This is a genomic window from Klebsiella sp. M041 (assembly GCF_059759695.1).
Genome location: NZ_JCAXWU010000032.1, coordinates 19,859 through 27,264 on the forward strand (window position 1 = coordinate 19,859; position 7,406 = coordinate 27,264).

Annotated in this window: 8 protein-coding genes and 2 pseudogenes; 6 read left to right on the top strand and 4 right to left on the bottom strand. The window is 47.4% G+C overall.

The window, feature by feature from the left end; all coding sequences use genetic code 11:
* Positions 1-89: 89 nt before the first annotated feature.
* The 5 genes from AC6CWS_RS24965 to AC6CWS_RS24985 are packed head-to-tail and all read left to right on the top strand — an operon-like array spanning position 90 to position 4,077.
* Positions 90-938: a transporter substrate-binding domain-containing protein gene (locus AC6CWS_RS24965; protein WP_004206591.1), complete on the top strand. Its 849-nt coding sequence runs from the start codon at positions 90-92 to the stop codon at positions 936-938.
* Between the two features lie 23 nt (positions 939-961).
* Positions 962-1,633 (top strand): amino acid ABC transporter permease, encoded by a 672-nt coding sequence (locus AC6CWS_RS24970; RefSeq protein ID WP_020325003.1) that lies wholly within the window; start codon positions 962-964, stop codon positions 1,631-1,633.
* Positions 1,630-2,292, top strand: coding sequence for an amino acid ABC transporter permease (locus AC6CWS_RS24975; protein WP_004206593.1), 663 nt, complete (start codon positions 1,630-1,632; stop codon positions 2,290-2,292). The genes AC6CWS_RS24970 and AC6CWS_RS24975 overlap by 4 nt, the downstream gene beginning before the upstream one ends.
* A gap of 4 nt (positions 2,293-2,296) precedes the next feature.
* Positions 2,297-3,115, top strand: a complete 819-nt coding sequence (locus AC6CWS_RS24980) for an amino acid ABC transporter ATP-binding protein (protein WP_004206594.1) — start codon at positions 2,297-2,299, stop codon at positions 3,113-3,115.
* On the top strand, positions 3,112-4,077 hold the full coding sequence (locus tag AC6CWS_RS24985) for a DMT family transporter (protein WP_004118146.1): 966 nt from the start codon (positions 3,112-3,114) through the stop codon (positions 4,075-4,077). Before AC6CWS_RS24980 ends, AC6CWS_RS24985 begins: the two co-directional genes overlap by 4 nt.
* A gap of 67 nt (positions 4,078-4,144) precedes the next feature.
* On the opposite strand, the pseudogene AC6CWS_RS24990 reads toward AC6CWS_RS24985, so the two are convergent.
* The 4 genes and pseudogenes from AC6CWS_RS24990 to AC6CWS_RS25005 form a co-directional block, all read right to left on the bottom strand.
* Positions 4,145-4,261, bottom strand: a pseudogene (locus tag AC6CWS_RS24990) (transcriptional regulator); the annotation flags it as partial.
* 71 nt (positions 4,262-4,332) lie between these two features.
* The gene (locus tag AC6CWS_RS24995) at positions 4,333-4,947 is read right to left on the bottom strand and encodes a hypothetical protein (RefSeq protein WP_023316428.1); all 615 of its coding nucleotides are present in this window, start codon (positions 4,945-4,947) and stop codon (positions 4,333-4,335) included.
* A gap of 180 nt (positions 4,948-5,127) precedes the next feature.
* A complete protein-coding gene (locus AC6CWS_RS25000) occupies positions 5,128-5,964 on the bottom strand; it encodes an EAL domain-containing protein (protein ID WP_032409249.1) in 837 nt (278 codons plus the stop codon).
* 66 nt (positions 5,965-6,030) lie between these two features.
* Positions 6,031-6,543 (bottom strand): annotated as a pseudogene (locus tag AC6CWS_RS25005) (CSS-motif domain-containing protein); the annotation flags it as partial.
* A gap of 642 nt (positions 6,544-7,185) precedes the next feature.
* Here AC6CWS_RS25005 and AC6CWS_RS25010 point away from each other — a divergent pair.
* On the top strand, positions 7,186-7,406 hold a 221-nt coding region (locus AC6CWS_RS25010; RefSeq protein WP_251903496.1), incomplete at its 3' end, for a hypothetical protein.

The window sequence follows — 7,406 nt, forward strand, 5'->3', positions numbered from 1 at the left end:
TAATAGTTATCAGTTAGAAACCACCGTTTGTCGCCGCTAAGAGAATGAATAAATATTATCAGCGTCATTCAAATTCGCGGAGAAATCTCATGAAAAATAAACTGTGGCTGTTACTGTCAATGTCTGTCATACAACTTTCACCATTAATGATACCCACTGCCCAGGCTGATTTGCTGGATGATATTAAGCAAAAAAAAGAAATAGTGATTGCCACAGAAGCGCGCTATGCCCCTTTTGAAATGCTTGAAGATGGCAAAATAGTCGGTCTGGGAAAAGATATTCTCACGGAAGTCATGAAGGGATTACCCGGGGTGAAAGTGGTTCAGCTGGATATTCCATTTCAGGGGATTTTACCCGGACTGGAAAGCAAACGATTCGACTTTGTGGCAACCTCTTTAACCATCACCCGCGATCGTGAAGCTAAATTCGCCTTTACCGCTCCCTTTTCTGACGCCAGCGTAGCCATTCTGAAACGCAAAGGGGATAGCCGTATTAACAGCGCCAAAGATCTCCAGGGCATGATTGTCGCCAGTCAGGCCGGGGCGCCGCAGATTGCTGTGCTAAAAGAGTATGAAGCATCGGTACTTAAACCCACCACCGGTCACGGCGTTAAAGAAATAAAAGCCTTTATTGATTATAACGAAGCTTACGCGGCATTGGCGGCACATCGTGTTGACGCGGTTGTGCAATCGCTGCCGAACCTCGCGCCGTTGGTGAAGACACGTGGTGATACGTTTGAAATTGTACGCCCGCCGTTTGGCCCGGCCACCTGGTATGCATGGGCCGGAAGAAAAGATGCGGATAGCGCCTCACTGGTCAAATTTGTCAGCGACGGCATTGTGCAGTTGAATAAATCGGGAAAACTGGCGCAGCTACAAACCAAATGGCTGGGTTTTTCTATGGCCGTTCCAGAGCAAGTTCCAACCCCGGCAAACTAATTTGATGGATACTGGAGGGCAATATGTTTGATATTTCGGTGGTGTTTCCCTATTTCCCTCAGCTATTAATCGGCGTGCTCAGTACTCTGGCTGTATCACTGAGCGCAATTGTCACAGGATTGATCCTCGGTTGGTTAATTTGTCTGGGGTTAAATTCTCAGCAGCGTCTCGTGCGCTGTTTTTGCAAAATCTATGTCAGTTTTTACCGTGGCACGCCGTTACTGGTCCAGTTGATATTAATATTTTATGCTTTGCCGGCCGTGGGGATCACGCTTTCGCCATTGCTGGCGGCGGTTGTTGCCCTCTCATTAAATACCGCGGCCTTTCAGGGGGAGATTCTTCGGGCCGGTTTTAACATGTTACCCAAAGGCCAGCTGGAGGCAGCACGAGATTTTGGCTTTTCAGCGGCGCAAACCCTGTTTTATATTCAGATGCCGCAGGTGTTGCGTACCATGATGCCGGCATTGATTAATGAAACCATTGATATTATCAAAAATTCGGCACTGGTCTCGGTGGTGGCGGTCCATGAGTTGATGAGAGTGACGCAAACGTTGGCCTCAACCACCTATCGGCCGCTGGAGTTTTATACGGCATGTGGGCTCCTTTATTTCCTGACCTCATGGGGGCTGAGTATCGCTGGCGTCAGGTTAGAGAAAAACCGCTCATCTTCGGCTAAAAGGGTATTAGCAAAATGAATGTTGAGATACTTTTTACCTATAAAGATGCCATCGCCGCCGGTATTTTAATGACCCTAAAAATGAGCCTCGGCGGTATCCTGCTGGGGCTGGCGATCGGTCTGTGTTTTTTTCTCCTCGAAAGACAAAAACCAGCGCTACTTAATGTGATATACCATACATGGATTAATGTTTTTCGCGGCACGCCGTTACTGGTACAGCTATTTTTAGTCTTTTATGGTGGGCCCTATATTGGTATTAACCTCGAGGCCCAACAGGTCGGAGTACTGTGCCTGGGCTGTTATGGTTCCGCTTATTTTTCGGAAATATTCCGTGCAGGTCGCAATGCTGTCTCTGGCGGACAAAGCGAAGCGGCGGCAGACCTTGGTTTAAGTCCGTGGCAAATATTTACTTTCATTGTCTGGCCGCAAATGTTCGCGAGAATTATCCAGCCACTGATTGGTCAGAGCGTTATTCTGGTAAAAGAGTCGTCGGTGCTGTCGATTATTACGGTTGGTGAACTCACCAATACCGCCATGGCCATTGCCAACCAGACCTATGCGATGGTTGAAATCTACTCCTTAATGGCCATTGTCTATTGGGGAATCGCGATTGGTATCTCCCGTTTGGGTAATAAAATAGAGCGTCATTATTCTTATTCTCAATTAAGCCGAGGTTAATAGTATGCGTGATTATGCTATTGAGATTAACAGCCTCAATAAATATTATGGCGAAAACCATGTTTTACGTGGCATCAATGTCAGCATTACTCCCGGAGAAGTCATTTGCGTGATTGGCGGCTCAGGGTCGGGTAAATCCACGCTGTTACGCTGCATTAACTTTTTGGAGGATTACAGCTCCGGCAGCATTGTGGTGAATGGCGAGTGCGTCGGCTATGAACCACTCAGCGGCGAAAAACGCCGGCGTTTAAGCGACAAGGAAAACCGTAAGGCGTTACGCGACGTCTGTATGGTCTTTCAGCAGTTTAATCTGTGGCCGCATATGACGGTACTCGATAACGTAGCCACGCCGTTGCGACGGGTTAAAAAGGTCTCCCGTGAAGCAGCCTACGCCGAAGCGAAAAAGCAGCTGGCGCGGGTTGGTCTGGCAGACAAAGCCGATAGCTGGCCCGCGATGCTATCCGGTGGTCAGCAGCAGCGCGTTGCCATCGCCCGGGCATTGACCATGAAACCCGCCATTATGTTGTTCGATGAACCGACTTCAGCGCTTGATCCGGAGCTGGTCGGGGAGGTGCTAAAGGTCATCCGAAATCTTGCCGATGATGGTATGACCATGATGATTGTGACCCATGAGATGGGGTTTGCCGCAAAAGTCTCCGATCGTGTGCTGTTTCTTGCCGATGGCTGCATTGAAGAGCAGGGACCGCCGGCGCAACTGTTCCATCGGCCGAAAAGCCCGCGGCTGCAGTATTTTTTGTCGTCGTGGAGTGAGCGTCAGTCGGGGACGAGATTACCTGAAACGGCATTTCAGGAGTCAGCATGAAGCAGGGGATTATATTTGGCGCCCTGGCTGGCGCATGCTGGGGATTCATCTTCCTGCCACCGGTACTGCTACCCGAGATCTCACCACTGCTGTTAACCTGCGGTCGCTTTGCTACCTATGGAATACTGGCGGCAATATTACTTATACCTCAATGGCGCAACATTGCCCGCGTCTGGCATCATCGCGATCTGCTGACGCTGATCCGTCTTTCGCTGATGAGCAATGTCCTCTATTTTCTGCTCGTCGCGGTGGCCGTAAAGCAGGTAGGTATTGCCGCGACATCGTTAGTGATAGGTTTAATTCCGGTGATGGTTCCGGTGCTTGGTCGCAGGGACCAGCATGCGCCGCCCTTCAGGCAATTATTGCTGCCGATGGCGGCTATCATTGCCGGAGTGGTGCTGATTAATCTGCATGCGCTACAAACATCCTCGCACCAAGTTACAGAAGGAAAACGGCAGATGCTGGGGATGCTTTGTGCCTTCGCTGCATTACTGTGCTGGAGCCGTTACGCTGTCGAGAACTCCCGCTGTCTGAAAAACCTCCCTTACAACAGCAACCAGTGGTCGCTCCTGATAGGCCTGTGTACGGGATGTATTTCGGTACTGCTGTGGCTCATCGCCAGTATATTCAGGTTTTCTGCAGTTGACTTGTCGTTACCGGAACACACTCAAACGCTCTTTTGGATAACGAACATGATGTTAGCCGTGGTCTCCTCATGGCTGGGATATCTGGCGTGGAATCTCTGTTCCCGGCGTCTTCCGGTATCACTGACAGGGCAGATGGTGGTTTTTGAAACCCTTTTCGCGCTGCTATATGGTTTTATCTATTCACAGCGCATTCCGGATCTGCAGGAAACTGCCGCCATTTTACTGTTGCTGGGCGGGGTTCTGGTCACGGTACATTACCATCAGCTCAGCCGTCGTGGCTACGCAGGTAATAGTCCGGAAGTCAAGGGTAGCTGATGATGGCTTAATCAGATTCGCGTACATGTACAGAATGTATACTGCACAAATTCACTTAACAAATCATTCAGCGCTCTCCGTACAGACAGCGAAGTCCGGTCAGGGCCCCGTCCAAAAAACCCTCTTCACATTTCGTGGTGAATTCCCGGACCAGTGTCTCAAACGCCTCAGCCGTCAAGAAAATTCACAGCCAGCCCCGGTATCCAGTTGCTGCACATGCAGTGAAAGACCACACGGTCGTGGCCTTTACAGAAACTACCTCTGATTTACCGGGATGGTTGCAGCGTAGGCCCGCAGGGGAGCATCAACATTACTGACGAGCGCTTCCGCCACTTCCGTCAGTGTCTGGGTAGCCCCGAGCCGGGCGTCCTCCACAGTGTAGCAGTGCATGGAGCAGGTTCCTTCCCGGAAGCAGAACCCCAGGCCGAGTACATTGTTGAGAAAAACAACGGGGGCGCCATAGCCCGGATCAGGCACCAGAATGTGACCATTACAGAACGGCAACTCAAACTGATCGAACTCGCCTGCCGGCAGCGCCTGCGTATTCTCTGTGCGAAGGGTCAGCAGCACCTGACTGTGTCCTTTCTGGCCGCTTTCATCCTGAAACACTGCGACCCGGCTGTAAACGCCCACCGCATGCGCCTCGCTGAGACCATTCGCCGGCGCCTTGCCCATGACTCCGCGCAGCTGGTTGATCTGCTGATAATAATCCTGCCGACGATACCAGGCTCCCCAGAAACGCGCGATACTGGCCCAGAAGGCTTCAATCGTCTGTTCATCACGACCGGCGACATCGCAGAACAGGGCAAAATACAGCGCAGTCCCGCCGTAGAACTGCTGTCCCCGTGGCAGAACCTGGCTGGTTCGCATGCGGAGGTACTGTGCATTACGCAGCAAAATCCGGGTCAGATCATCTTCTGTACGGATGGAAAGCAGGTCGCGGTAGGCCGCTTCAAACTGAGGGGGCTACATCAAGGTGATTACACTGCCCTTCAATTTCTACCAGCTGATCGGCAAGCAATTGCTGAGTGTTTGCGCTGAAAGTGCCGGTCAGTTCAATTCCCGGATGGTAAGTTTTCTCGCTTCTTCCAGCGGAAGCGCTCTGGAGTAATACCAGCCCTGAGCATAACTCTGTGGCCAGAACGTCTTCAGATAGTTCACCTGCTCCTGAGTCTCTACACCCTCAAACACAATCTTATCTGCAATGGAGCGGAACATCTCATGCAGTCCGGGAAGAAGATCATATCGTAAAGATTCAGTACCAATAGCACTAGTTAGAGATTTGTCTATTTTTATTTCATCTACATCAAGCGCAGCTACCAGATTAAGATTAGAATATCCTGTCCCAAAGTCATCGATGGCAAACCTGACACCATGATTTTTATATTTATCAATGTGAATTTTCATACCTTCAAAATCCCCTCCTTGACGCTCCGTAATTTCAAGAAGGATTGTTTTATATGGGATATTATATTCAGAAATTAATCCTAGTAGTTTATCCCTGAATTTTTCTGAGTCAAGATCGCTTGGATTAATGTTTACGCTCAAAAATATTTCATTCTGAATAGCAGTATGGATAAATTCTCGGATAGCATGGTCAATGACGAATAAAGTCACATCCTCCTGCAATCCTTCCCTTTCAGAAAGCGGTATAAATACATCAGGACTAATATTCCCGAGTCTTTCATCTTTCCATCTGAGCAAGGCCTCAAATCCGCAGATCTGTCCGTCTTCAATTCTGTAAATAGGTTGATAGACCAGCGACAGGGCTTCATTTTTCAAAGCCTTTACAAACCTTGCAGATAGTGAACTATTGAGTTCTGCTCTGTTCATAATGATAATATAAATCATTATACCGGAAAGTAGTGACACTGTTACTAATAACATTTGTATGCTCCAGTGCTCTGAAAATATCCCCGTAAAATACCCACCTCCTGCAACACAGAGATCATAATGTAGGCTACATGCCCTAAACACTCTAAACCTTAGTGGAACGCTATCATGCCGATCAAGAAGAGGAGCATCAGGTCCTATATTGAAGTAATGCCTGTCATGCTTACTATTTCCGACAACAGCGCTAAAGTTTTTTGAATACATATCAGTTTCGAATCGTCTGAAGACAAATGGTGATAGGGTCACCATAATACCTTCAGAAATATATCCATTGACGGATATATCATCCATAAGCTTAATACCAAAAAGCCACACTCCTTCCCGCGAAGGCCATTTTTTATCAAAATGTTCCAGACTTAAGGTGGGACGTAAACTCCCCCACAGAGCACTACAGGCTAATTCTCCTTTTATGATGTAGCCAACATCTTTAATCAACGGATAGGGCCATACTACAACCCGAAGATGTAGGATATTTTCATTAGTACATGGACTGTCTCCTATATTCACATGTGACTTTGCAGCAGTCTTGACAGATTCAGTCTGAACTAGGAGCGATTCAGAGCGAACAAGCACATCGGAAGTATAGTCTTTAATTTTATCCCGAAAAATCAGGTAAGCTACGCTCTCAGATAATACAAAAAAAATATACCAGCTGAAAGAATCGATAAAGAGAGGACTGATAGATTATGTATCCACTTTCCAGGGCTAATCAAACGTTCCAGCTTACGACTAACCATGCAGATCTCCCCTCAAATTGTAAAGATATAAAGCTATATTTTCGCCAACTTCACTGACCGATTAGCTGGCACTGAACATACTATTCCAGTATACCTATTCTTGCCTTACTCATCACGGGTATGAATCAAATAATGTGACATGGTTCGGATAGATACTGGTTATGATTTACAGAGATAATTCATGCGTTATTAATAGCCTTGTGAAGGCTCCAGATTTATTGCGCGACTTTTAAGCAATGCATGTAATGCGGTTTTCTACTCGCTATTATAGAACGAATATTGATTTTTTGCTGGGCGATCGCCCCCTAAGGTGTGCATCAAAACAAAGGTACTCTTTTTTTTAAAAAAAACAGAGTATAATGTTGTGTAGTGCCGGCATTACAAAACGAAAGATTATGTTATAATCGGGTTATTATTGATAATGTTTCGCATTACAATGTGTAACCAGATATCTGCATTTGGGTGGAGATAGCTTAAGATGGATAAAAAATATGATTTTTCGCTCAGCTATGAAGCCTTGACACGAGTATGTGAAAATGCAATATGTGAACATATTCGCAGAGCAGATTCTCTGGAAGGGTTAGGTTTCGCACTTGAATATACCAAGGCCTATGCCATCCTGGAAGTATGGTCTCTGCTGGCAGCTACTGGCGATACATTTCCAGCTCTCATTGAGAAAGACAGAATATATCTGTTGCA

What these genes read in the sequence shown, in the direction of transcription:
- AC6CWS_RS24965 (WP_004206591.1), top strand. Translation starts at nt 90, where the DNA reads ATGAAAAATAAACTGTGGCTGTTACTGTCAATGTCTGTCATACAACTT.
- AC6CWS_RS24970 (WP_020325003.1), top strand. Translation starts at nt 962, where the DNA reads ATGTTTGATATTTCGGTGGTGTTTCCCTATTTCCCTCAGCTATTAATC.
- AC6CWS_RS24975 (WP_004206593.1), top strand. Translation starts at nt 1,630, where the DNA reads ATGAATGTTGAGATACTTTTTACCTATAAAGATGCCATCGCCGCCGGT.
- AC6CWS_RS24980 (WP_004206594.1), top strand. Translation starts at nt 2,297, where the DNA reads ATGCGTGATTATGCTATTGAGATTAACAGCCTCAATAAATATTATGGC.
- AC6CWS_RS24985 (WP_004118146.1), top strand. Translation starts at nt 3,112, where the DNA reads ATGAAGCAGGGGATTATATTTGGCGCCCTGGCTGGCGCATGCTGGGGA.
- AC6CWS_RS24995 (WP_023316428.1), bottom strand. Translation starts at nt 4,947, where the DNA reads ATGCGAACCAGCCAGGTTCTGCCACGGGGACAGCAGTTCTACGGCGGG.
- AC6CWS_RS25000 (WP_032409249.1), bottom strand. Translation starts at nt 5,964, where the DNA reads ATGTTATTAGTAACAGTGTCACTACTTTCCGGTATAATGATTTATATT.